Raw genomic sequence first — 24,503 nt, forward strand, 5'->3', positions numbered from 1 at the left:
CTGTTAATGCGATCAGTCAGTGCGCATCACCACATCGGATTTCTGGGAGTCGAAGTTCATCGAGTCCGCGCTGATCTCGACCAGCCTTACGTCATCCGGCCGCTCGGTCGCCGACGCGTCATCTTGAGTCGAACGCTCCGCCTTCCTCGCAGCCGCCTCCGGACTTCCCGTGGACTCTTGAGCCGCCTTCGCTTTCTGCGTGGTGGTCATTTGCCTCTACTCCAGCAAAGTTGTCGAACGCATCAACGCGCCGTCATTCCGTTCGACCAAGAGACAGCTGCTGCTTCAGCAGCGCCTTGTCCTCTTCGGTGGCGTTGAGCACTGTGCCGAGCCTTCCAATGTCCCGGGCGATGAGCTCCCTTGGCCTGCTCAGGAGCGCAGAGACCAATGTCTCGATCCAGGCGGACGACAGTTGCTCGTCTCGCAGCACCGCGAGCACCGTGACATAGTCCTTGGGCGTCTGAAGACCGTTCGGGAACACCTGCAGCAGTGCGCTCCAATACCGCCTCTGCTCGCTAGGCACACGCGGGTCCAGCGGGTCAAGCAGTGTCGATCCACTCACCCACCGTGGCAACGCCTCGCGGAGGAGCTCGTCGTAGCCATGCAGAGCCAACAGCTGCCTGACGCGCGAGACATCCCTTTCCACAGCGGGGACCTCTCCCCCGACGACGCCGTTGACATCGTTGATGAGTTGGCCCCGCGGATGGGGCGTGAATCGACTCATCAGTTCCACGATGCCGCGCAGGGAGACACTTAGGTCGTCGAGCAGGAGGACGACGGCGTGATAGTCGCCCGCCGGAATCTCCGCGCCGTACGTGGCGGCCAGCATCCTGTGGAAGCGGCGCAGTCCATCCGGGCCATTGGGGCTGCCATTCTCAGTATTCATGATTCGGTCACCTTCCTGTGAATCTCGAGGGAGGAACGACGATCGCATTGAGAATCACGCCCTGCTCGGCGGCTGAGTTCACGAATCTTGCATCGCCCGTGATGATCTGAAGATTCAATGCGTCAGCGGTTCCGAAAATGAGCTGGTCACCCGGCGTTATCCCCCCGGTTTGAGTCAGCCCAGCAACTCGCGGCGACGGAATGTCCGGCACGATATTTCCAACAAGCATCCCCTGGACGGCGATCGTTCCGGCGATCTCCGTCGGACCGGCTGCGTTCATCCACGAGCGCGTTAACTCCCCGAATGCGGTAATGCTCGTCGCGATTTGGCGGCCGGCAATGGCCGCGACGATGTCGGGGCGTCCTTGCGCCAATCCGATGAGCGCGCCCGTGTCCAGGAAGACCCGCTCGCGAGGCGCTCTTCGATCCCGTGGTGCAGGCTGAGGCGGGTCACGCGGTACCGGCTTCGGCTCGGGTTTCGGCTGCGTTTCGGGACGCCGGCCCCTGTCGGGCGCGGTTCGTGGTGGCTCCGAACGGGGCCCCGACGTCGGGGGTGCCGGGCGCGGCGGGGCAATTGGCGGTGCCACGGGTGTCGGTGGGCGAGGCGGAGCAACCGGTGGCGCAAGAGGCGGCACTGGAGGGGCCGCGGGTGGCGCTGGGGGCCCTATGGGTGGCGCGGGCACCGGCGGTGCAACAGGAGGCCGTGCCGGCGACGGCTCGACCGGCGGCGCGGGCCTTGGCGTAGGTGCCGGAATCGGAGGAGCGAGCGGTGGCGACCACGGTTCGGAACTGAACTCAAGAGGCTTGGTCGCTTCATGTATGGCAACGCCGGTGCCAACCACGACCGCCGTTCCAAACAGAATGTCCCAAGCGTCAATTGCAACACCCGCCCAGCACCATGGCGTCTCCGGTCCGCCCAGGAGACATGCTGCGGAAGCCTGAGTGCCGTTCTTATCTCTCAATCTGACGGGATTGGCATTGCAGTATTCGTATCGATTGATGCCTCCTTGTATTCCGATCGGATCGCAACTCGCCCACCTTCCCAGCCACGGCATGTAGTACCTGGCGAAGTGATACTCAAGTCCGTTGTCCTCGTCTCGCTCCATCCCTGTAAAGCGATAGCGCTTTGGCACCTCCGTCTCGCTGCGTACCGCCTGGTAGGTCGAACTTCCGTATGGCGCGTATTCCTCGTAGGAGATGATGCGCGCCTGGTCATCCAACTCCAGGCTGGCTGAGCCGAGGTGATTCCCAAACTGGTAACGAATCAACCGGGCTGGTGCCTTGTCGACTCCCTCCGTGTCCAGCGTGCGCATCTCCACCAAGGCGATGCGCTGTCGGTCATCCATCACGTGCAGCGTCTCGCGCTCGAGCGCTGCGGTGGACGCTCCCATCGCGCCGTTGTGCTTGCGGAAAACTTCGAAGCCGCCGAGGTAGATGCGCTCTTCGACCAGGCCAGGTGCCTTCTCCCACACCTTCCGCACGCGCTGGCCTGAGGCGTCGTATACGCAGTGGACCGTGCCGCCACCACCGAGGTCCGATCGGTGCAACTGGTCCTTGTAGTCCCAATGCGTGTTTGGAGCCGGCAGCCCACCGCCCAGGTGCGGCATGCGCACCGTGTTGCCGTGGGCATCGTATTCGTAAGGTTCCACCTGCGGCGCAGTCCCCTCGGGGCTTAGCATGGTGTGGCTGAGGCGATTGCTTCTTTTGCACACCCCTCCGCCCGCGCTACCGTCTTCGATCAGGCTTGTCTCGGCATAGGCATAGCAGCGTGTCCAGCCCGCATGCATCGGGGCGCTGCCGCGGTGCTGCATCTGCAGGAAGTTGCCGACAGCGTCATACACGTAGCGCTCGATGTACCTGCCCATGGCGCTGCCGTTGCCAGGATGATCGAGCCGCGTGTGGAATGCGTTGAAGGCATCGGGTGCGGTCGGTGGATCGGGCAGGTTGCCGGACTGCCCCAAGTGCTCGCGACCCGTGGCCTGGACCAGCCGGTACAGGGCGTCGTAGGTGTAGTCGTTGCTCGGCTCGACGCGCTGGTTGCGGAAGTAGATGGTCTGCTGTGTGTCGTCCCGAATGTGGGTGATGTTGCCCGCGGGGTCGTACGTGTAGTGAAGGTTCTGAAGTCCGTGGGCCCTGCGTTTGGGCGACGCATCGGGCGCGGCGCTCGAGTGCGGCGGCGGCTGCGAGTTCACGCAGTCTGCCGCAACGGCCGCGGCACGCCGGGTGTAGAGGCGGGTCAGGCGGAAGGTCAGCGGGTCGCTGTCGTAGAAAGTGCAGGTGCCGTTCTTGTAGTCAATGCGTTGGCGCTGGCCCTTGGCGTCGTAGTCGATGTTGGCGACGCCGACCGGCGAGGGTGCATCCAGCACCGGGTCGAGCAGCTTGGCTGGCTCGGTCGCGCGTGCCAGCCAGACGTCCACGCGCTCGAGCAGGTTGGCCTCGTTGAAAACCGGCTGGAAAACGTTGAGCTTGGTGCCGGCCCGACCGCTGTGGGGAGCGATCGCCTGGGTGGGACGGTTGAGCGCGTCGAAGAGGGTGCTGCCGCTGAACGTTTCGGTGTCGAGCGACGGGACAGTCAGCCAGTCCGGGATGGCCGCGTAGTCGCTGATTAGGCGACACACGCTGCACAACAGGTTGCCCTTGAAGTCGTAGGCTTCAACTGGGCTGTCATCGGCATCCAGGCGCGCGCTGGTGGAGACGCCTGCCGAATCGAAATGCCTGAAGACTCTGGTGCGGAGGTTGAGGTGCAATACGCGATCCAGTTCCGCTTGGGTTGCGCCGGCTGGAGGTTCTCCATATTCGACCTTGTCGACCAGCAGCTCCTGGTTCAGCGTTCGAGGGTCAGAATCCACTGTCGTGCCGCGAACATACTTCTCGAACGGACGGCGCAGTGCGTCGTACTTGGTGGCGAAGTCGTGTCCCCGGCTGTCCCACGCGCGGATCGGCTTGCCAGCCGCGTCGTTCAACAGCCAACGCGCGCCCGCCTCCATGCTGAGCTGGTGGGTGCGGTTGCCGAGCATGTCGTAGGCGTAGCGCATGACGATGCGGCCGAGCGGGTCGCCGGCCTGCAGGATGGCGTCGCGCACGGTGCGCTGGTTACCTTCGATATCCAGCTCGACGCGGGTGGCGAAGTTCTCCTCGTTACCGTCGAGGTCGTGGCGGGCACAGACGACGCGGTTGCGCGCCATGGTCAGGAAGGGGCGGCCCAGCGCGTCAAAGTGCGCGGTGGTGGGCGTATCGGCATGCGCTGCCGCGCGCAGGGCGGCGTTGCGTTCGTCTTGTCCGAGGGCACCGCCGATGCGCTGGACGTGCCATGTTTGCCAGGTGGCCGGCTGTGCTTTGAAGTATTTGGCAACGTAGCCACCGATGTCGGGGTCGGTGCGCGGGTCACCGGTCTGCGAATTGCGCGGTGCGCAGGTGTCGTTGACGTCGTAGGTGGTCTGCTGCCAGGTGTCAAAGACAACCTTCTCGTAAGTGCGGTTTGGATGCAGCGTGGCGATGACACGCTCGACCGGGTCGTAGAACAGCACCCGGCTGACGCCGACCTGCACGCCGAATTCGAAGCCGTGCGTGGCGCTGAAGAAGGGCTCGTACTGCCGGACCGGCTTGCCCTTGTTATTGAAGATGGTCCAGCCGCTGCCGACCCAGCGCGGGTTGACCACGGGGCCGCCTTCTACCAGCGGCCCGGCCTCGGCCTGGATCTTCTTCTGGATTTCGCGGCTAAAGCCGTCGGAGTAGGAAAGGCTGAGCTGGATCTTGAGGCCCTGCGGCGGCAGCGCGGCTCTTGCATGAGTCTCACGAGCGAGCGTTGCGGCGCAAGCGGGTTGCCACTTCGTCGGGTTGTTGGGATTGGCCTGTTGCGTGCGGCGAAAACGGTCGAGGTCGTAGACGATGCGCGTGGTGGCGTCGCGCAGCAATACCGGGGCATCTGTGTGGGGGTCCGCCGCACCGAAGAACACGTCGAGCTGCGCTTGCGCGACGTCGGTGACGAAGCCAGTGAGCGAGTCGCCTTCGGCAAGGGCGGGCAACGGCTTGCCCATGACGGCGGTGCCGACCACCATGCCCAACGAGTCGAAGGCGACTTCGGTCTGGTTGCGGTTCGGGTCGCTGACCAGGCGCGGTTGCAGGACGCGATAGTCGTTGGCGTTGACGGTGACGCGATTGCCGAGCGCGTCGTGCGTCTCCGTCATGAGCAGGTCGTAGGCGTCGAAGTCGACGAAAGCGAGTTGACCGAAGGGGTCCGCGTAGCGGCGGGGCAGGAAAAAGTGCTGGCGGGCTCGCTGGAGTTCGGTTGCAGTGTCGTCGGCAGGATCGTCGCTGTAGAAAACCTGTCCAGATGGCATCCACCAGTGATCGTCCGCGTCACTCGCAGGGAAGCGGCCATCTGCCTTGAGTGTTTGGCTTCGTAGGTAGCCACCGCGGTCACCTGCCTGGCCCTCGAGAACCACGGTGGGATTGGGCAGCAAGAGCTCATCCGGCTGTCCTTGGCGTGGACGCCGAAAGACCTGGTCAAGCAAACCTGGCGTGAAGGAAAGCTTGAAGTTCTCGCCCGGCAACGCGAGCGACTGCAGCTCACCCAGCGGCAGATTTCCGGTCAGGTCGTCGCGCCTATAGAGGGTCCGCAGCCATTCGATGGGACGGCGACGCTGGCTTCCGCTAGCAATGGCTTCGTAGGCGACTTCAGGGGTGGTGAACTTGTGGCGGAAACGTCCGGCAGCGGCGGGATCCGGCTCGACCAAGTCAGTGGACTTGCAACGACCGGCGGGGCCTGTGGCCGTGTAGCCAGTCAGCTCGAAAGTGATTGCCTCGCAGGGCAGCGGTGCTCGGTAGGTGTCGGGGCCCGCGATGTCATTGGTGACGCGGTTCTCCGTGTAGGTGAGCAGAGCCGTCGTCTGGCGATCGCGATCCCACGTTTCCGACAGGGGCGAGACGCGTCGGCCGTAACCGATGGCCGCCTGCTTGAGCACGTTGCCGAAGCCATCAACCTCCAGCGTCAGCGCGTGCTGGATGCGAGGATCGACGGGGTTGCGCTCGTAGTGGTAACTCAGAGCCTCATTCGCGTGAGTGAAGAAGACTGCGTACCGGTTGGCTCCGCGGGACTGCAGAGTGCGGATGCGGAAGTTCTGCTCGTTGACGGTGTAGGGTGTACGGGCCCGCCTGATCTGCGCTGGCGTTGCGCCGGGATGCTCGGCGTCGTCCGCATAGACCTCCTGGCGCAGCATCGAACCCTTAAGAGCGCGGCAGGCTTCGCGCTCTTCTTCTGGCGTCAGGCCGAGTGGAAGAATCGTGTCTTCAAGCAACAGCGACCGCGAGGCACTCCGAGTGAGCCCCGGCTCCCGAAAGTACTCGTCCTCCATTTGACGAGAGATGCGCTCCCGGCCGAGCCAGGCTCCGGTGTGAAACCAGGTCTTGGTGTGCACCGGCGGCACGTGCGATGCCGCGGCGATGTTGTCTGCCGGAATATTGCCTTCGCTCAGCGCTTCAAACTGTTCCGTGTCCCACTGCTCCACCATGCCGAAGCCGCGAAACTCCCGCTCCACGCCATCGTAGTGGCCGTCGTGGTAGGCATAGCGAGTGACGAATCGATTGCGACTGACATGGTCAATCGACTCCATTCGCTTGATGACATGCACTGGGAATGGCAAACGCGTGAGCCAAGGCCGGCCGGCTTCCTGATCGGCGAGATAGAACTCAGTGGAGGATGCGTACTCCAAACGCGTTTCGGCGCCCAGTTGGTTCTCTGAGCGCACCAGCAGATGCGGTTTCTCGCCGCACATCAAGTCGATGTACTGCACCGGACGCCATGCGATGCCCGGAAGTGCTGTCGACCAAACCAGACAGGCCGTCCCGCGGCCGAGCAGGTCGACAACGTCGAGCGACACGCCTTCGACGAGCACCATTTCGGAGACGGTGCGCGGCTCGCTCAGTGCGTTGCCGCTCTCGTTGAGGTAGATCTTGACGCCCTTGCGGCTCGCGTAGAGGATGTCGGTCGGCCCGGAGCCATCCGTGTCGGCGAAGCGGAGGCGGCGCGCGTCGAACAACCCCTCCTCATCGAACCAGGGCGAGGCGTCCATCGTAACCTTCGGCCCGAACCGTCCGTGACCAAGGTTTGGCCAGTAGCAGACTTCGCCGTTCCGGATGCGTACAAGATCCGCCAGTCCATCGCCGGACATGTCAGCGAGAAACACTGACTGGTCTGCCTGCCCCAGCAGGACTCGCGGACCGCCCTCTTCGTTCCACGGAACGCGAACGCGGATCGCCTCGCCGAATCCGCCGTCGCCCAGTGAAGGATGCCAAGTAATTGCCTGATCGTCCGTGATCAGAATGTCGGCGAGCCCGTCACCCGACAGATCGGCGAGGTGGACGTTCGGATCTGCGAAGTCAACCAGCGGGAACGAGCGGAACGGACGAAAGGGCGTCCACCCGGCGTCGGCCGTGCGATCGAAGTATCCCCCGATGCCCTGTTCAAGCATGGCGAACTCGAGCCGACCATCCGAGTCAAGGTCGATGAGTTGCGATCGCCCGCCCTCGCTCGCGGGCATTGTGCGAACCACCTGAACGGGGCCGAATCGCCCTTCTCCGCGATTCGGCTTGTAGTACCAAGCACCAGGCTCCGTGGCAAGCACGCCCGCGATTCCTTCGCCGTCAAGATCCGTCCATTGATAGCCCTGCCCGCCAATCCCACTGGGTAGGTTCTCCAGGCTTTCGCTCGGTAGCTGTCGAATGGACCAGTTCCTTGGCGCCGGATCATCGAGCGGACTCGCTGCGTAGCGCAGCAACAGCGAGGGCAGTGATCGGCGGCGATACGATCCGTCGTCGAGCATCCGGTAGCCGGATTGCGTGATGCTCGACAGTCGCGTGCCGTTGGGCCTCTCGTCATAGTCCAGGTGGACGGCGCGCACGAGCGTTCGCGCAGCCCCAAGCATCTCCGGCATGCGATGCGCGACGAGAATACGCTTGCACAATCGATAGGTACGAACCTCGAAGCCGGCCCGAGACACCGAAAATGGATCGCGGCGCGAAGGCCTTGTGAGCGGTGAAGCGTGCGTCCAGCTCACGCGTTCGAATCCGTCCGCGTCCGGTTCATGGGCGAACGGCTCATCGCCGTAGTCGAACACGACTTCGAACAGCCACCCGGTCTCTGAATCGATGTGCGGGCGCGGCAAGTGACGGCTACTCGCCGCACCAACTGTACGATCGGCAGGCACCGGCTCGCGATTTCCGTACCGAACGCGTTTCAGATATCGGTTTGCATCACGCGAACGGAACCGTTCGTTCGGTCGGCAAAGATCAACACCATCGCCGCCTTCCGCTGCGTACTCGTACTCGATGGCGTTGCCGCGATCGTCGTAGCTCCGACAAATAAGCCACTCGAAAATGCGCCGCCCGTCTTCGGGATCGGCGACACGCGACTCAGCGCCTTCTCCATAGACAGTGAGAACGTTGTCGCGGGAGATGGTGCGCCAGTGCGTATCGCCGTCTGCGATGCGTGTCCAGCTCTCGATACGCGAGAAAATCCCTTCGATGCGCGGCCGGTAGCCTCGTACGAAGTATCCCTTCGTCTCCCGGTGCGCAAGCCACGGCCCCTTGTCGTCGCAGATCGGCACGAGATCTTCTGCCCCGGAGAGCAAGAAGATGTCTGCGGCGGTATCCGCAGCAGCGACGTCTTCTTCACGGCGTGCAAATGGGGCGTAGCGTGGAACGCCCTTGTCCATTCGTCTCGAGATCGATGGCAGGCCGAGTGTCCAGCCGAGGCCAAAGGGGCCGTTGCCTGACCCTGAACTGTGGGACAGTGCCAGTGCAGGTTGAAACTCGCCGCGGCTCTTGCTCAACGGAACGGGGACCGTGAGTGACGCGGTCCCGTTCGCAGAATTGGTCTGAAACTTCTCGCCCAGCCCTCTGATCGCCCCGCCGCCCTTCGGCAGGTTCACCTGAGGTGCGACCATAGGCGAGGGGCCCTGCGTGTCTCGCTCTGGCGAGCCGGAGTTTGCAGATTCCATCATGCGCTCAATCAGCGGAAGTGGCGCTTCCCGCCACACAGTCATTGCCGCCTTCCTCGTCGCGCCCCAAACTGCGGATTGCGCCAAACAGGCCATTCATGCCAACTTGCCGTGCAGCAACACGCACAAGATCGTCGACAATGTCGATGCGCAGGACGATGAGCCGTTTCAAGCGGCTCAGCCAGCAGCGCTCAATCTCCTCTACCTCCGCTGCGCGTCCCACCAGAAACAAGGCACAGGCGGACTGGGGAGGTAATTGAGCTAGCAGCCCTTCAATCTCCGGAAGCAATACGACACGATCGCCCATCAGCCTCATGTCGTCACGGCGCGCGACCGCGGCCGAAATGACTTCGGCTGTGAGGTCGCCAGATGACGTCGCAACCAAGACAGGGAACATGCGTCTTTCCAGAACGAGGTCGAAGCCGTATTTGGAAGGGCGACGCCGTTCGTGTCGACAATCGCGTCGATCCACAGATGACCGACTGCTCAATCGCGTCAGAACGGCACGGAATCTGCGAAAGACTGAGCCGCGAAGTGATCTTTTCCTAGATCCTTCGATCGAGGGCTTACCGCGGCCTCTCGTCCCCAAATTTTGGGACGAAAGTGACGTCGAACCGAGGCAAGATGTGGCGTTGGCGCGTTCCAGATGCGGACGCCGCCATGCCGGTTGACGCGCAAGCTGCGGTCGGTTGCGCATTGCGGGGAGACGTTGATGGACCTGCTTTTGGTATCACCAGTACGCCTACTTGGCGACGGCCTTGCTGCTTGTCTGTCAGGGCGAGAGGGAGTGCGCCTGCAGTCGACCGTGGCTGATCTGCGAGCCCTGCGTGATGCGTTGTCCTCCCAGCAGATCGAGGTTGTCCTTGTCGACGTTACGCAGGGCATCAATCTGGATGAGGTGCGCGCGGTTGCTGCCGAGCATCCGACCGTGGCGCTCGTTGCGCTAGGGTTGCGGGAACAATGCCAAGAAGTAGTTAGCTGCGGCCGCGCAGGATTCGTTGGCTATCTCTCTCGCAGTTCGTCTATCGACGATCTGTGCAATGCGTTGCCCGACATCGTGGCCGGACGGCTCGCCTGCAGTTCGGCGATTTCAGGTGGGCTACTACGGGCGCTCTATCGCACGATGTCAGACGAATCAGAGTCTCGCGTTGCAGAGTCGTTGACGCAGCGCGAGGGCGAAGTGCTACAGCTCATTGGCCGCGGGTTATCGAACAAGGAAATTGCGCGCGAGCTTTGCCTCAGTCTCGCAACCATTAAGCACCATGTGCACAACGTGCTCGATAAGCTGGGCGTGAGCAGACGCGCCCAGGCGATGCGCAGAGTTCGCGACACGCCGTGGATCGCTTCGTCACCACCGGTGTCACGTTCTTCTTCGTTTGGCGGTAGAGCAGTTTCAGAGCCTCATCAAGTCGCCGCCGCCGCAACCACCAACTAGTGTTGCGCCCGATTTGTGCTGAACCTATGCGAGGCCGCAGCCGGCATCGGTTTTGGCACGGATGACCCTTTGCGAGGACTTGATTGGCGAGCAATCTCAGCAGGATCAGGTAGTGAGCAAGTGAAGTCAGAGTGTCGATTCTGCAGGCGCGCCATCGCGATGAACGGAGTTCTGTCTCAAGCTGGTTTTTCGAGTTCTGAGAGCGCCACGGAACTGAGGCACAGTGCTCGTGCGGCGCTGGAGGCCGCGCGCCGGGTCGGCGGGCTGGCGATGTGCCCGCCGCCGGATCGGCTGGCGGGGATGGCAGCACCAGGCCTCGATGGCGTCGAGTGGCGGCTTTGGGGATGGGTCTGGCGAAGGAAACTGGAGGTCTGCTTCTGGGCCGTTCAGTAACTATGACGAGGGTCAGCTTCTATTGTTGCTGAAGGACCGCACCGGGCCCTCCCCTGCCATCCGGGCTTCAAACGTGAATGGCGGCAACCAGTCTGAAGTACGCGTTCGAGCTTGGACCTCGAACTGGTACTGACGGCCAAGAGGAGACGGTCGACACCTTTGTCCACCTCGCGAGGTCGCCGGGGTCGGGGAACCGGGGGGTGAGGTGGGGGTCCTTCATCGTTCGGCGGAAATCCTGCGCTTCCTGCGAGATCGTGTCCGGAACGTGCACGTAAGACGCTGCCGGAGTCGTTGTCGTATTCGTCATCATGCTCCTCGGTTTGGTTTCTGCGTGGCCTCGATCCAGGCGACCGAGCGTGCCTGTCCTAGGTTGCATCGTCAGAATAGATCGGCATGCCCCCGTCGGATACTCGTAAGAATACGAGCAGGGAGTCGGGGAGAGCGCGTAGATCGAGATCGCCTCGCCAATCCGGCCAAGGAGCGGATTGACTCGTGATGCGGTTGCTGACGAAGCGCTTCCAATGATCGCGAGCGCGGGGCATCGAGCAGCCCTTGGACCTCGTGCGAACTGCACCGGCGACGTAATAGTCCACGGTCTTGCAAAGACTGCTTCGCAACGGCGAGGGTCACGCCCGAATGTCGCAGATGGGCCCGAAGCGGGCTACCGAAAGCTCGAGTGGAGAGGAAAAAAGCGGACTCCAACACAACAGTATGCAAACGGCGTAGCTGGCGTTTTGGGCAGAGCTGCGGTTCAATCTATTTCCCTATCGGGCGGGGGCTTCCCTCCTCCTCTGTTACTGCCGTGAAGCGTTGAATCCAGCGGCCTTGATGATTGGCGTCCAATGCGCGGTGTCGGCGGCCATGATCGACGCGAGCTGCTCCGGCGTCGTCCCGGTGGGTTCGAGACCCAGCGCGACAAGCTTGGCGCGCAGTTCGGGGGTCCCCAGCGCCGCGACGATGGCGCCCGACAACCGGTCGATCACTTGCGCCGGGGTGGCTGCTGGCGCGTAGACCGCATGCCAGCCTGTGGCTTCGGCTGTCTCGAATCCCTGCTCGCGAAAGGTCGGCACCGCCGGAAGAAGCATTGACCGCTCCGGGCCGGATGTGGCCAGGATACGGATACGGCCTTCTCGATGGCGCGGCGCAAGGTCCGCCAGCGCCGCGATTCCGGAGGCGACCTCGCCGCCGATCAGATCGACTTCGAGCTGCCCGGCGCCTTGGTAGGGAACGTGGACCAGTTCAGTGCCGGAATCCCGTCCGAGCGCGACGCCCAGAAAGTGGGCCAGGCTCCCGGCCGCCGGGGTTCCGAATGTCGCCTGCCGGGAATTTGCCTTCGCCCAGGCAACGAATTCGCGAAGCGTACGGGCCGGATGATTGGCGGCGACAGCCAACGCCAATTGATAAGTTGCGACCTGTGAGACCGGGGCCAAATCGCGCGTCGGGTTGTAGTTCAGGTCCTTGAAGACAAGCGGGCCGATGACGGGCACGATGATCGGCACCAGCAACACCGTCGAGCCGTCGGGCGCGGAGCGCGTCAACACGTCGACCGCGATGCGGCCGCCGGCCCCTGGCTTGTTCTCGACGATGACCGGCCGCGAGAGGCTCGGTTGAAGCTCCTCCGCAAGAAGTCTCGCAACATGGTCCGAAATGCCACCGGCTGGCACCGAGACCACGATCCGTAACGGCGGCTCGCGGTCGAACTGCTTCTCGGCGACTGCGGGCGCGATCGCAATGGCTAGCGCGAGCAGCGGAGTTGTGATGTGATGCAGGCGCATGCCTCTGGTTAGCCGCCGAACTGCCACTTAGATGCCCGAACTCCCCATAGTCCGCCCTGCGAGGCCCACGCAGGATCATGTCGCGTTCGAACGAATGCTGGCAGAGCTGTCGGCCCGCTTCCTCATTCTGCCGACCCAAGAGGTCGATGGCGCCATTACGGACGCCCTGCGTCAAATCGTCAAGATGCTTGGCGTAGACAGAGCCCAACTGTTGAGTTTTGAGTTGCCAGGCGAAGTGCGCGTGTCGCACTCTTGGGCCGTCGCCGGCGTGCCGCCCGTGTCACCGAAATCCATCGGAGACAGTTTCCCCTGGTTGTTGTCCCGGGTTCGTGCTGGCGCGGCGGTGGTCATCCCAAGGGTTGACGACTTGCCCCCGGAAGCGGCGGTCGACAAGGCGTCATTCCATGTGCCGGGGACGAAGGCAAACCTGACGGTTCCGATGAAGGTTGCCGGCCAGGTCGAAGGCGCCCTCGCGTTCGGCTGCCTACGGCACGAGCGCGAGTGGCCTGAAGCATTGGTCGAACGAGTTCGCATCCTCGCCGAGGTTTTCGCCAACGCACTCGCGCACAAGCGAACGCAGGAAGAGCTCGACGCTGCCATCAAGTTCGAGCGCAAGGCGTCAGAGATCCTGAGTGCACTGCTCGGGGCATCCCGTGCGCAACAAGACAGCTTGCTCGAGGCGGGACTGAGGGACGTGGCGCGTGTCTTCGGCGCCGATCGTGCAACGCTGTGGCAGCGTGTCGAGGCGGAAGGACTGTTCCGAAAGACACACCGCTGGTTGGCCGATGGCGTTCCCGTACCCGCAGACGACGTGCGCATGCCGACGATCCCCTGGATCAGTGCCCAGCTCGAACACGGAGAAGTCGTGAGCTTCGCCAGGCATGACGAGCTACCTCCGTCGGCCGCGACCGATGTCGAGGCGCTCCGTAGATTGCGGATAGGCGCCGCCGTGATCGTGCCGTTGCGCTTGTCGGGCCAAGTTGTCGGAGCGCTCTCTATCGGCACTGTGCGGGAGGGGCCAGAGTGGCCGCGCGAACTGGTGGCTCGGGTGCAGCTGCTCGGCGAGGCCTTTGCCAGCTTTCTCGCGCGACAGGAAGCCGAGCGTCGCGAACACATGGCGCAAGCAGAGGCAGCTCACGCGGCACGCGTCGGCACCATGGGTGTGTTCGCGGCATCGCTGGTGCATGAACTCACGCAGCCGCTTGCCGCCAGCCTCTCCAATGCAGAGACTGCGGTAGATCTGCTTGGCGTCCAGGTCCCCGATCTCGAAGATCTGCGCGCGACTGTATCGGACATCGTCGCGGACGGCCGACGTGCCGGCGAGATGATCCAGAAATTGCGACGCTTCCTGCGCCATGGCGAAGCAGAGCGACGCGAATTCGATCTGACCGCCCTTCTTTCCGAAGTGCTGCACTTCGTCAAACCGGAAGCAACCCGACAGGGCATCGCGATCATGCTGCAGGGCTCCGAAGAGCTGCCGCACATCGTGGGCGACCGGATACAACTTCAGCAGGTTCTGATCAATCTGCTGCTGAACGCATTCGAGGCGGTGGCAGGACTCGACCCCGGTTCGCGCGCAGTGGAGCTGCGCGCAAGTCCGTCAGAGCACGGGGTTCGCATCGAGGTCATTGATTGCGGCGCCGGCATGGATGAGGCGACGCTCGCCCGCATCTTTCGACCCTTCTTCACTACCAAGGCGGCCGGGATGGGGCTGGGCCTGTCGATCAGCCAGACCATCGTCGCTACCCATGGCGGAACGCTTTCGGCCCAATCCACGCCGGGCGCAGGCTCGGTGTTCCGGATCGACCTGCCTTCGCGCCCGCCACTGTCGATCAAGCTTGCGCCGCCTGCAAAGCTCCCGGCCGCTACTGGACAAACGGTGTTCCTCATTGACGACGACGACGCCATGCGACGGGCACTTGAGCGCCAACTGCAAGGCGCGGGCTACGAGGTTGAGGCTTTTGCCAATGCTCGAGCCTTCATCGATCGCGCCCCCCGGGCAGATGTCGCGTGCATCGTGAGCGACGTTCGCATGCCCGGCATGAGCGGCCTCGATCTGCAGGCGACCCTCGCGCGTGCGAGCTCGGGGTGGCCCATCGTGTTCATAAGCGGCTACGTCGACATCCCGACGACCGTGCATGCCATGAAGGCTGGGGCCGTTGCCTTCTTGCCGAAGCCATTCGCGAAGAGTGAACTCCTTGCAGCGGTGGCGGATGCCCTGGCGAGGAGCCAGGGGGGCGATCAGGACCGCCGCCGGGACGCAGAGACCTTGGCAAGGCATGCATCGTTGTCGCCGCGCGAGCATGAAGTGTTCGACCTCGTGGTCGCCGGCTTGCTCAACAAGCTCATCGCCGACCGCCTGGGTATCGCGGAGCCGACAGTGAAGATCCATCGCGGCCGAATGATGGAGAAGATGGGCGCCCGCTCCGTCGCCGATCTGGTCCGAATGGCAGAGCGCATCGCGTTGCACAGGACGTCAGTTTAGTTCGTCGTCCTTGTAGTATCTGGTGCCCTTTGCCGTCAGATCGACTGCGAGACCGTTTTCGGTGATCTGATAGAGCCAGACGCCTGGGGTGATCGACAAAGCTCCCGTGAACAGGTCCGTTCCCTTGCCGCCCACCTGGGCCGAGGCAGTGCTCTGCGCACCCAGCTCCCATCCGGAGTTCACGAAGCGATCCATGTCCGCCTTCTTCTCGAATACCCATACCACCCGGAACTTTGTCACGCCGAAGCCGGGACCCGCTTGAAGCTCGGCCATCTTCATGAAGGTCTCGTGCTTCGTCTTGTTGTCGATCACGATGCCGTGGCCGGTCCCGCCGCCAGCCATCAGGATCTTCACTCCGACGTCGCTGAACACTGCATAGCCTGCCGCACCCTCGACGGCCTTCCTTGCGCTCGGCGCGCTGGTGTAGAGATGGATCAGTGTCGCCTGGGCCATGCTGCGCGCTTCCTGCTGGCGTTCGACCTTGCTGGACTCGGCATTTGCTGGCCCGAACATGCCAAGCATTGCAAACGCCATCAGGGCGAGAAGGTTGCGCATATGAGCCTCCAGTTCAGTTGAACGTCGGAGCCCAGGATCATGCTGTTTGCTGTCTTCTCAAATAAGACCATGGTCGTATTCCGCAGTGTGCGCGGACGGCGGACAGTCGGCCCTTGATTGCCACCCTTCCCGCACCGGACCCGCCACGGGTCGAGCGCATCCCTCGAGGGGCGGTAGTTCTTTTTTCAACGCCACAAGGAGTCATCATGAAATCAGTCAAGCTCATCGTCCTGTTGTGTGCCGCGGTGCTGGCCTCCGGCTGCGTGACGGAGAAGAAGTACAACGCCGAAGTCGCCACTGCGACCAACTACCAGGCGCTCAATACCAAGCTGTCGAGCGAACTGAGCAGTGACCAGGCGCAGATCACGCAGTTGCAGAACCAGCTCAAGGTGACGATGGTCAACGAGCTGCTGTTCCCCGAAGGCGGCTGGGCGCTCAACGCCAAGGGCGAAGCGACACTCGCAAAGATCGCTCCGACGCTGGCGAACCTGCCTGGCCAGCAGATCGTGGTCCAGGGTTTCACCGACAACGAGCCGATCGGCCCGGCGCTGAAGGCACGCTTCCCATCCAATCTCGAACTCTCATCGGCCCGGGCGGACGCGGTCACGCGCTTCCTCATTTCGAAGGGAGTGCCACAAAACGGCATTTCGGCGCAGGGCTTCGGCGAAGCGCGACCGGTAGCCAGCAACGATACGCCACAGGGCAAGGCCAAGAACCGTCGCGTCGAGATCGTGATCGCCGCAGCGAGCCGACCCTAGTCGCCCGCCGCGGACTGCTCAATGCGACGCGTACTGCTCATAGACAACGACGCCTCGCTGCGCCGCGCGCTGGTACGGTTGATGCGGCTTGCGGGCTTCGAAGTCGAGGCGTTCGCGAGCGTCGAGGCCCTGCTGGACTCCGGGTCGCTCGAGCACGAAGCCTGCCTTGTCCTCGACGTCGACATGCCGGGAGCCGGCGGCATCGAATTCAAGCAGGCGCTGGTCGAGGCCGGACGTGACCGCCCGACGATCTTCATCACGGCATCTGAGCGCGAAGGGCTCGATGCGCAACTCGCCCGACTCCATCCCGTGGCGGTACTTCGAAAACCATTCACCAAGGAAGACCTTCTGGAGGCGCTTGATCTGGCTTCTGCGGGAGGCGGACTGGACCTCGGTCACTAGAAGCCGATGGGGCTTGAAGATCCGAAAGCGTGGGCCATGGGTCGCATAACACCATGGTCGTATTGATGAATGCAGGCACGGCGCGCCGAATACCAGCGCAGCTACCCGTACGGCAAGGGCCGTGAAGCCCTTGCCCTGGTTGCCCTGAACTTCGATCGAAAGTATGGAGAAGGAACACACCATGTCGATTCCCAAGATATTGGCCGGCGCAATCACGATCGCCCTTCTTGGAAGCGGGACGGCGCTCGCCCAGCAAGTCACCGGTGTCCCGGGTGCAGCAGGCGCCGTGACGACGCTAGATGGCAGGCAGCTCCCGCCACCCGATCCGAAGTTCGGCGGGGAGATCAAGCAAAAGGCCTCGGAGTCGAAGGAGTGGTGGGCTCCACGCGTCGTGCCACCGAAAGCGGCGCCCAATGTCCTGCTCATCATGACGGACGACGTAGGCTTCGGCGCCCCGGGCACATTCGGCGGCGTCGTTCCCACGCCGGCGATGGATCGCATCGCTAAGAGCGGCGTGCGCTACACCAATTTCCATTCCACATCGCTCTGCTCTCCCTCGCGCGCGGCGCTGATCACCGGCCGAAATCATCATGTGGCGGGCACCGGCGTGGTGGGGGAAATCGCGACCGGCTTTCCTGGCTACAACTCGGTCATCAGGAAGGAGAACGGTACGGTTGGCGCCATCCTGAAGGAGAACGGGTACGCAACCTCATGGTTCGGCAAGAACCACAACACGCCCTCCTTCCAATCGACCCAGGCCGGCCCCTTCGACCAGTGGCCGGTCGGTCTGGGCTTCGAATACTTCTATGGCTTCGTCGGCGGCGACGCCAGCCAGTGGCAGCCGAACCTGTACCGCAACACGACGGCCATCTATCCCTTCGAAGGCAAGCCGGGCTGGAACCTGACCACGGCCATGGCCGACGAGGCGATCCAGTACATGAAGCAGAACCAGGCCATCGCACCCGGCAAGCCGTTCCTTCTTTACTACGTACCCGGCGGCACGCACGCGCCGCACCATCCGACGCCGGAGTGGATCAAGAAGATCGGCGACATGCATCTCTTCGACGCCGGCTGGAACAAGCTGCGCGAGACCATCTTCGCCAATCAGAAGAAGCTGGGCATCATGCCTGCCAATGCCAAACTGACCCCCTGGCCGAAGGAACTCCCCCAGTGGGACTCGCTCAGCGTCCTGGAGAAGAAGCTCTTCATCAAGCAGGCTGATGTGTACGGGGCCTATCTCGCCTACACCGACCACGAAATCGGCCGCGTCATCCAGGCCGTTGAAGATCTCGGCCAGCTCGACAACACCCTGATCATCTATATCAGCGGCGACAACGGTGCAAGCCCGGAAGGCATGCTCAATGGCACGCCCAACGAGTTCACCACCTTCAACGGCGTTGCCGTGCCGGTCAAGGCTCAGTTGCTCTGGTACGAGTTCTGGGGGTCCGAGCGGACTTTCCCGCATTTCGCGGCGCCCTGGGCGTGGGCCATGGACACGCCGTTCAAGTGGACGAAGCAGGTCGCATCGCACTTCGGCGGCACCTCGCAGGGCATGGCGATGTCATGGCCTGGCCACATCAAGGACGCGGGCGGTATCCGCCGCCAGTTTCATCACCTGATCGATATCACGCCCACGATCCTTGAAGCGGCCGGCATTCCCGCGCCGGAGACGCTCAACGGCATCAAGCAGCGCGCCATGGACGGTGTGAGCATGGCCTACACATGGGACAAGGCGAACGCCAGCGCCCCGAGTCGGCGGCCGACCCAATACTTCGAGATGCTCGGCAACCGCGCGATCTACAACGACGGCTGGGTGGCCGCCACGACGCCGGCGACGCTGCCGTGGGAGCTGAGTTCAGGGACGCCGCCCGATGTGATCACCGGCTACAAGTGGGAGCTCTACAACGTCGCGGAGGATCCCACGGAGTCCACCGACCTCGCGGCCAAGATGCCGGAAAAGCTCAAGCAACTGCAGGACGTCTTCTACGCCGAGGCACAAAAGCATGACGTGCTGCCGCTCGACAACTCGTCGCTGGCGCGCTGGAACTCGCCGAGACCGAACCTGACTGCAGGAAGGACGGTCTTTACGTACAGCGGAGTCTTGACCGGTGTTCCCAACAGCGGCGCACCGAGCATCCTGAACAAGTCGTACACGATCACCGCCGAGGTCACGATTCCCAAAGGCGGCGCTGAAGGCGTGATCGTCACGGACGGCGGGCGTTTCGGCGGCTACGCACTCTTGTTGAGCAAGGGTGTGGGGGGCGTTCGCAGAGGCAAGCCCGTGTTCATCTACAACCTTCTCGACCTCGAGCGCACGACGTGGGCCGGCCCTGAGCTGGTCGCGGGCAAACACACCATCGTGTTCGACTACAAGGTCGATGGCCCGGGATTGGGCAAGGGAGGGACAGGCGTGCTCTCGGTGGATGGCAAGGAAGTGGCCAGGAACACGATGAAGAACTCCATGCCGATCACGTTGCCGGAAGACGAAACCTTCGACGTCGGCCAGGACACGCGTACCGGAGTGGCTCTGGTGGAGTACCGCTACGACCCTCCATTCAAGTTCACCGGCACGATCGACAAGCTGACCTTCGACCTCAAGCCCGCTCAAATGACGAAGGAAGAGCAAAAGCAGGCTCCGGCGCGCGCCCACGCGCTCGCCAGGGCGAGAGACTAGGTGTGACATGACTCCTACAGGACTCGTCGGGTTGCGCCAGATCCTCGCCTTCTCCGCAGCAGCGGAGGCCGGCACAGGAATCGCGCTGATGATCGCACCGTCTGTCGTCATCCCGTTGCTGATTCGGGAGAACACCACGGACCTGGCGGCATGGCTTGGCCGGTTCGTGGGCGTTGCGCTTCTTTCACTGGGAATGGCGTGCTGGCCTGAGCAACATGGCCCGGATGTCAGCCCCGCCGCATTCCGAGCCATGCTCACCTACAACACCATGGTCGCTCTGCTGTTCGGCTATGTCGGTGCGGCCGTGCACATTGCAGGCCCGTTGTTGTGGCTGGCCGCCTTGCTTCACGTCGTCATTGCCCTGCTGATCTGGATGCGGAGGCGCGACACGCGACACGCGAATCGAGCGGGAATCATCTAGGCAAACACAGCCTTGGTGCTGCCGATACGTCTTTTTCAACGACGGAATTGAGGAGTACGACATGAACAAGCGACTCGTGCCACCCACGGCCCGCACCGAGTTCCTCAACAGGGTGGCCGCGCCGATTGCAAACAAGATGTTCGAGTTCGGAATGATTCCATGACATGCGCGGCGCCAGCGATCACACAGATCGACTGGTTCCTGGACGGTTCAACTTTCTGGAGATGGCTATGACGACCCGACGCACCTTTGTTTCTTCCGCGACCCTGCTCGCATCAGTGACAGCGCTCCCGCCCGCAATGGCGCAGGACGCTGCGCAGCCTGCCAAGCAACCTGACTTCCTGTTCGTGCAAACGGCGAACAGCATGAGCTTTGACAAGGGGAGCAGCAAGTTGACCCTGCACGGGGTGAGCCCGGTGACGGTGTTCTTCTCCGATCGCCCCGAGCGGATTGCGGGGAACATGAAGACCTCGGCGTTTATCCCGTTCTGGAGCCAAGGCAAGGACAGCTTCCTTTCCGATCCGCCCAATGCAGACATCTCCATTCTCGAGGGCAAGGAACTGCGGCAGGTCATTGCAGTGCTCAAGGCCCCGGAATTGAAAGGAGGCGACCTGTCCTATACGGTACAGATCCTTGAGGGCGACATGCCCGCAAGGGGCGCCGAGGTCTCGGTATTCATCGATGTCATCGGCATGCCAATGACGCCGGTGTCGTATGCCGGCGCGGCGCGACGGAGCTACCGCCGAGCCGTCATTCGCTGAAGGTGACACGGGGAGCGCATGCAATGCCCATTGTCATTGCGAGCGTCGACAATTCGGGCGATCTTGATCCGGACGAGTTCTCGCTCGTGCTCGGTGGTCCCTTGTTTCAGTTCTGGCGGCGTGCTCGCCTCGCCGACGATGCGGGAAGCCTGTCACACCGGCGGTCGGTCGTCATGGTGCTTCTTGCCTGGATGCCGCTACTTGTGTTGTCCATTGCCGAAGGCCGCGCGTGGGACTCCGAGGTCCATCTTCCGTTCCTTCGTGACCTCGAACTGCAAGTTCGTCTGCTCATCGCGCTGCCTCTGCTGATCGTTTCTGAACTCGTCGTCCATCAGCGCGTGCGCTCGGTCGTGAGGCCGTTTCTGGACGATGGACTGATCCCGGACGACCGGCGCAAGCAATTCGACCTGGCCGTTGCCTCGGCGATGCGAATGCGGAACTCGATCGGCGCGGAACTGCTCCTCATTGCCATCGTGTACGGCATAGGCATCCTGGTCGTGTGGCGCAACGCATTGACGCTCGATGTGTCGAGTTGGTACGGCAGTGTCGCGAATGGCCAGATCAAGTTGACGCTCGCGGGCTGGTGGCTGGCCTGCGTGAGCATGCCGATGTTCCAGTTCCTGTTCTTGCGCTGGTACTTCAGGCTCTTCATATGGGCGCGCTTCCTTTGGCAGGTCTCGCGCATCAAGTTGAATCTTCTCGCGGGCCACCCGGACCGTTGCGGTGGTTTGGGGTTTCTCTCGCTTGTGCGAGTTGCGTTTGCGCCGCTCCTGTTCGCGCAGGGAACGGTACTGGCCGGAATGATGGCCGACAGGATCCTCTTCGCCGATGCCCGGCTCGTTCAGTTCGAAGTCGAACTTGTCGCAGTCGTCGCATTCATGGTGTTCGTGATACTCGGACCCCTGCTGGTGTTCAGCCCTCAGCTCGAGGCGGCTGGGCGCAAAGGCCAACTCGAGTATGGGGCGCTGGCCAGCCGGTACGTGCGCGAATTCGAGCGCAAGTGGCTGCGCGGAGGCACGAGTGCCGGTGAGCCTCCGCTCGGTAGCGCGGACATCCAGTCGATGGCGGACATGGGCAATAGCTTCGCGATCGTGGAGGGGATGCGATGGGCGCCGTTCACCTGGAGGACGGTACTGCACCTTGCGGCAACCACGCTGCTTCCAGTCCTTCCCCTTACTTTGACGATGTTCTCGCCGCAACAGATGCTCGATGCATTGCTGAAGGTGGTCGTATAGGCCTGGACTGGACAGTCCAGAAGGAGCCCCTCATGGCGAATGATCTGAACAAGACAAATGGCGCGTCAAGAGCGCGGTCGAAGCTTGCTGACGAGCCACGCCCCCCGCGTCCTTCGCGCGCCGATCTTCAGGCGACGGGCAAGAGACTTCGCGGCACTTGTCCGCGCGAGTCCCTCGCGGCCTGGAAGCCGCCCGCCGATCGGCCAGACCCCCTGCAGCTACTGCAGGAATCCAATGTTGGACGAATGCCAGATCTGATCCCGATCCGCTTCGGACGCATGGTGCGCTCGCCCTTCACCTTTTATCGAGGCGCGGCACTCAACATGGCCGTCGACCTCGCGGCGTTGCCGGCGACCGGGCTTCGCGTACAGGCCTGCGGCGACTGCCACCTGATGAACTTCGGCGCCTTCGCGACGCCGGAGCGGCGCGCCATCTTCGACATCAACGACATGGACGAGACGCTGCCGGCTCCGTGGGAATGGGACGTCAAGCGCCTGGCCGCCAGCTTCGTGCTGGCCTGTCGCAACGTTCACTTCAGCGAGGACATGGCGCGCGACACCGTTCTGACCTGCGCCCGCTCGTATCGCGAGCGTATGGCCGAATACAGCAATATGTCGGCACTGGAGGTCTGGTATTCGAGCATCGATGTCAAGAAGGCAATGGCCACATTGACGGACGAGGACGCCCGAAAGCGCATCCAGAAGCGCACTGCAGCGGCGCGCGAGCGCAGCGTGCTCGAGCATGACTTTCCAAAGCTTGCCGAGATGGCGGGCGAAGTGCCCCGGATCAAGGACAACCCGCCCCTGATTTTCCACTTGGCCGGCAAGGAGTCGGAAAACTACCTTGAGCGTGCCAAAGAGGGTTTTGCTGCTTATCGGGAATCGATGCAGGAAGACCGACGCTGGCTGCTCGACCGATACGACCTCAAGGATCTGGCAATGAAGGTGGTGGGTGTTGGCAGCGTGGGCACCTATTGCGCCGTGATATTGCTGATGGCGGGCGAAGGCGACCCACTTTTTCTTCAAGTCAAGGAGGCTCGGGCATCCGTGCTCGAGCCGTATGCCGGCAAGAGCCTGCACGCCAACCATGGCCAGCGGGTCGTCAACGGATACAGGCTCATTCAGTCGGCGAGCGACATCTTCCTCGGATGGACACGGGGCAATCTCGGCCGGCATTTCTACATTCGCCAACTACGAGACATGAAGCTCGGCGCCCTCATTGAACTCTTCACGCCAAGTTTGATGATCGACTATGCGGCCATGTGCGCATGGACACTGGCGCGTGCACACGCCCGCTCCGGAGAGCCAGCCGCTATCAGTGGCTACCTTGGCAAAGGTGACGTCTTCGACAAAGCGATCGCCAAGTTCGCCACGGCCTACGCGGACCAGAGCGAGCGCGATCACGAGATCTTGAGAAAGGCAGTGCAGTCGGGGCGGGTAGACGTGGTCATCGAGCCCGAATGAGCGCCATGAGCAAGCGAAGCAAGAGGCGCACGCCAACCGCTCAGCCCAAAGCGGGCAAGACTCGGGTAGCAACGCCATCGAAGATCCACGCGCGGCCAGTCCGGGCTTCGGGGCGCGGCTGGCGAACGGTAGCGGCGTTGGTGATCTCGACGGTGCTCCCGGCAGCGGCCGGCTATTTCGCAGTCGCCCAGTGGTGGGCGCGCGGTGAACCTGCCGGCACGCAGGGTCCGGCTGACATGGTATGGGTGCCCGGCGGCGACTTCCGCATGGGCAGCGACAGCAAGCTGGCTCAGCCCAACGAACGCCCAGCGCACCTCGCGCGCGTCAAAGGCTTCTGGATGGACCGCCACCATGTGACCAACGTGGAGTTCCGCAGCTTCATCGATGCCACCGGCTACGTCACCACTGCAGAGCGCAAACCCGATTGGGACACCATCGCGCCGCAGGTGATGCCTGGAACGCCGCGCCCGCCAGACGAGGAACTTGTGGCCGGCGCTATGGTGTTCGTTGGCACGACCGCCGTGGTGGATTACCCCGACTTCTCGCGCTGGTGGCGCTATGTGCCAGGCGCCGACTGGCGCCATCCGCAGGGCCCAAGCAGCAGCATCACGGGCAAGGACGAACACCCGGTGGTGCAGGTCAGCTACGACGATGCGCTGGCCTACGCGAAGTGGGCCGGAAAGCGCCTGCCCACGGAGGCCGAATGGGAGTTCGCCGCTCGGGGCGGGCTCGAACAGGCCACGTACGTCTGGGGTGACGAATTTGCGCCGGGCGGCAAGCGCATGGCCAATATTTGGCAAGGCCAGCAGAGCCGACCGTTCCCGGTGGTCAGCGCCAAGGCCGGTGGTGCCGTTGGCACCAGCCCGATCGGCACCTATCCGCCCAATGGCTACGGGCTCCAGGACATGACCGGCAACGCCTGGCAGTGGGTGGCCGACTGGTATCGCGCCGACCAGTTCGCGCGGCTGCTCAGGAGCGGCAACGTGGAGGTCGATTCACAGGGGCCACCGGACAGTTGGGACCCCAGTGAGCCTGGCGTCCCGGTCGGCGCGCCCAGGCGCGTGACGCGCGGTGGCTCTTTCCTCTGCAACGAGGACTATTGCATGAGCTACCGCCCGAGCGCGCGGCGCGGCACCGACCCCTACACCAGCATGTCGCACCTCGGCTTCCGGCTCGTGATGGATGCTGACACATGGACCCAACGTCGAGCGACGCTGCCTTCCGATGGAGCCGATCGATGAGATGACGATGCGCGCGACGAGAC

The 24,503-nt window shown here is 63.1% G+C and carries 16 protein-coding genes; 10 read left to right on the top strand and 6 right to left on the bottom strand.

Annotation, left to right across the window (positions count from 1 at the left end):
* Nucleotides 1-12 precede the first annotated feature (12 nt).
* The 4 genes from QTI68_RS23960 to QTI68_RS23975 form a co-directional block, all read right to left on the bottom strand.
* Nucleotides 13-210, bottom strand: coding sequence for a hypothetical protein (locus QTI68_RS23960; protein WP_286525123.1), 198 nt, complete (start codon nucleotides 208-210; stop codon nucleotides 13-15).
* A 43-nt stretch (nucleotides 211-253) separates the two neighbouring features.
* Nucleotides 254-886, bottom strand: coding sequence for a hypothetical protein (locus QTI68_RS23965; protein ID WP_286525124.1), 633 nt, complete (start codon nucleotides 884-886; stop codon nucleotides 254-256).
* Nucleotides 887-893: 7 nt separating this feature from the next.
* The gene (locus QTI68_RS23970) at nucleotides 894-8,813 is read right to left on the bottom strand and encodes a SpvB/TcaC N-terminal domain-containing protein (RefSeq protein ID WP_286525125.1); all 7,920 of its coding nucleotides are present in this window, start codon (nucleotides 8,811-8,813) and stop codon (nucleotides 894-896) included.
* A gap of 76 nt (nucleotides 8,814-8,889) precedes the next feature.
* A complete protein-coding gene (locus QTI68_RS23975) occupies nucleotides 8,890-9,279 on the bottom strand; it encodes a hypothetical protein (RefSeq protein ID WP_286525126.1) in 390 nt (129 codons plus the stop codon).
* Between the two features lie 315 nt (nucleotides 9,280-9,594).
* Between QTI68_RS23975 and QTI68_RS23980 the strand changes: the two genes are divergently transcribed.
* The gene (locus QTI68_RS23980) at nucleotides 9,595-10,317 is read left to right on the top strand and encodes a response regulator transcription factor (protein WP_286525128.1); all 723 of its coding nucleotides are present in this window, start codon (nucleotides 9,595-9,597) and stop codon (nucleotides 10,315-10,317) included.
* 1,187 nt (nucleotides 10,318-11,504) lie between these two features.
* Here QTI68_RS23980 and QTI68_RS23985 read toward each other — a convergent pair.
* On the bottom strand, nucleotides 11,505-12,485 hold the full coding sequence (locus QTI68_RS23985; protein WP_286525131.1) for a Bug family tripartite tricarboxylate transporter substrate binding protein: 981 nt from the start codon (nucleotides 12,483-12,485) through the stop codon (nucleotides 11,505-11,507).
* Nucleotides 12,486-12,579: 94 nt separating this feature from the next.
* On the opposite strand from QTI68_RS23985, the gene QTI68_RS23990 reads away from it, so the two are divergent.
* Nucleotides 12,580-14,970, top strand: a complete 2,391-nt coding sequence (locus QTI68_RS23990; RefSeq protein WP_286525132.1) for a response regulator — start codon at nucleotides 12,580-12,582, stop codon at nucleotides 14,968-14,970.
* Here the strand turns inward: QTI68_RS23990 and QTI68_RS23995 are convergent.
* On the bottom strand, nucleotides 14,962-15,525 hold the full coding sequence (locus QTI68_RS23995) for a lipid-binding SYLF domain-containing protein (RefSeq protein WP_286525134.1): 564 nt from the start codon (nucleotides 15,523-15,525) through the stop codon (nucleotides 14,962-14,964). The two genes, QTI68_RS23990 and QTI68_RS23995, sit on opposite strands and share 9 nt — an antisense overlap.
* Nucleotides 15,526-15,638: 113 nt before the next feature.
* Here QTI68_RS23995 and QTI68_RS24000 point away from each other — a divergent pair, with 113 nt between their 5' ends.
* From QTI68_RS24000 to QTI68_RS24035, 8 genes are all read left to right on the top strand, one after another.
* The gene (locus QTI68_RS24000) at nucleotides 15,639-16,283 is read left to right on the top strand and encodes an OmpA/MotB family protein (RefSeq protein ID WP_286525136.1); all 645 of its coding nucleotides are present in this window, start codon (nucleotides 15,639-15,641) and stop codon (nucleotides 16,281-16,283) included.
* Nucleotides 16,284-16,304: 21 nt separating this feature from the next.
* Nucleotides 16,305-16,685 (top strand): response regulator transcription factor, encoded by a 381-nt coding sequence (locus tag QTI68_RS24005; RefSeq protein WP_286525138.1) that lies wholly within the window; start codon nucleotides 16,305-16,307, stop codon nucleotides 16,683-16,685.
* 181 nt (nucleotides 16,686-16,866) lie between these two features.
* Complete coding sequence (locus tag QTI68_RS24010; RefSeq protein ID WP_286525140.1) at nucleotides 16,867-19,359, top strand: arylsulfatase; 2,493 nt, start codon at nucleotides 16,867-16,869, stop codon at nucleotides 19,357-19,359.
* A gap of 31 nt (nucleotides 19,360-19,390) precedes the next feature.
* Nucleotides 19,391-19,780: a hypothetical protein gene (locus QTI68_RS24015; protein WP_286525142.1), complete on the top strand. Its 390-nt coding sequence runs from the start codon at nucleotides 19,391-19,393 to the stop codon at nucleotides 19,778-19,780.
* A 230-nt stretch (nucleotides 19,781-20,010) separates the two neighbouring features.
* Nucleotides 20,011-20,541 (top strand): hypothetical protein, encoded by a 531-nt coding sequence (locus QTI68_RS24020; protein ID WP_286525143.1) that lies wholly within the window; start codon nucleotides 20,011-20,013, stop codon nucleotides 20,539-20,541.
* Nucleotides 20,542-20,564: 23 nt separating this feature from the next.
* Complete coding sequence (locus tag QTI68_RS24025) at nucleotides 20,565-21,776, top strand: hypothetical protein (protein WP_286525144.1); 1,212 nt, start codon at nucleotides 20,565-20,567, stop codon at nucleotides 21,774-21,776.
* 32 nt (nucleotides 21,777-21,808) lie between these two features.
* Complete coding sequence (locus QTI68_RS24030; RefSeq protein WP_286525146.1) at nucleotides 21,809-23,239, top strand: DUF2252 domain-containing protein; 1,431 nt, start codon at nucleotides 21,809-21,811, stop codon at nucleotides 23,237-23,239.
* Complete coding sequence (locus tag QTI68_RS24035) at nucleotides 23,236-24,480, top strand: formylglycine-generating enzyme family protein (RefSeq protein ID WP_286525147.1); 1,245 nt, start codon at nucleotides 23,236-23,238, stop codon at nucleotides 24,478-24,480. The genes QTI68_RS24030 and QTI68_RS24035 overlap by 4 nt, the downstream gene beginning before the upstream one ends.
* Nucleotides 24,481-24,503: the final 23 nt, after the last annotated feature.

The sequence above is a fragment of the Variovorax sp. J31P207 genome, from assembly GCF_030316965.1.
In the GTDB taxonomy this organism is placed as follows: domain Bacteria; phylum Pseudomonadota; class Gammaproteobacteria; order Burkholderiales; family Burkholderiaceae_C; genus Variovorax; species Variovorax ginsengisoli_B.